At 52.1% G+C, this 340-nt stretch carries 1 pseudogene; it reads left to right on the top strand.

The features are described from left to right. A pseudogene (locus tag AAC854_RS23375) lies at positions 1-340 on the top strand (DEAD/DEAH box helicase); the annotation flags it as partial.

Below are 340 nucleotides of genomic sequence, written 5' to 3'. Positions count from 1 at the left end.
GCCGACGAAATCAGAAATTCGATGGACTCAGTGTCTTGGCAGAGGCTTACGTACTGCGCCGGGTAAAGAAGCCTGCCTTATCTTCGATCACTCCGGTACTGTCCATCGCCTTGGTTACCCGGACGACATCGAATATGACGAGCTGCCCCGCAAAAACGACGGTATGAAGTCCAGTTCCAGTCACCGGGAACAGGAAAAACGCGAGAAATTACCGAAAGAATGCTCATCTTGTCATTACATGAAGCCCGCGGGCGTTTATGTCTGTCCGAAGTGTGGGTTTAAGCCACTGTCAGGCGAGGATGTTGAGGTGGATACCAGCCGCACCATTCAGAAGCTCAGT

It is taken from the genome of Xenorhabdus entomophaga (genome assembly GCF_037996725.1).
Lineage (GTDB): Bacteria > Pseudomonadota > Gammaproteobacteria > Enterobacterales > Enterobacteriaceae > Xenorhabdus > Xenorhabdus khoisanae.
This window is presented reverse-complemented; position numbering and strand designations above follow the sequence as displayed.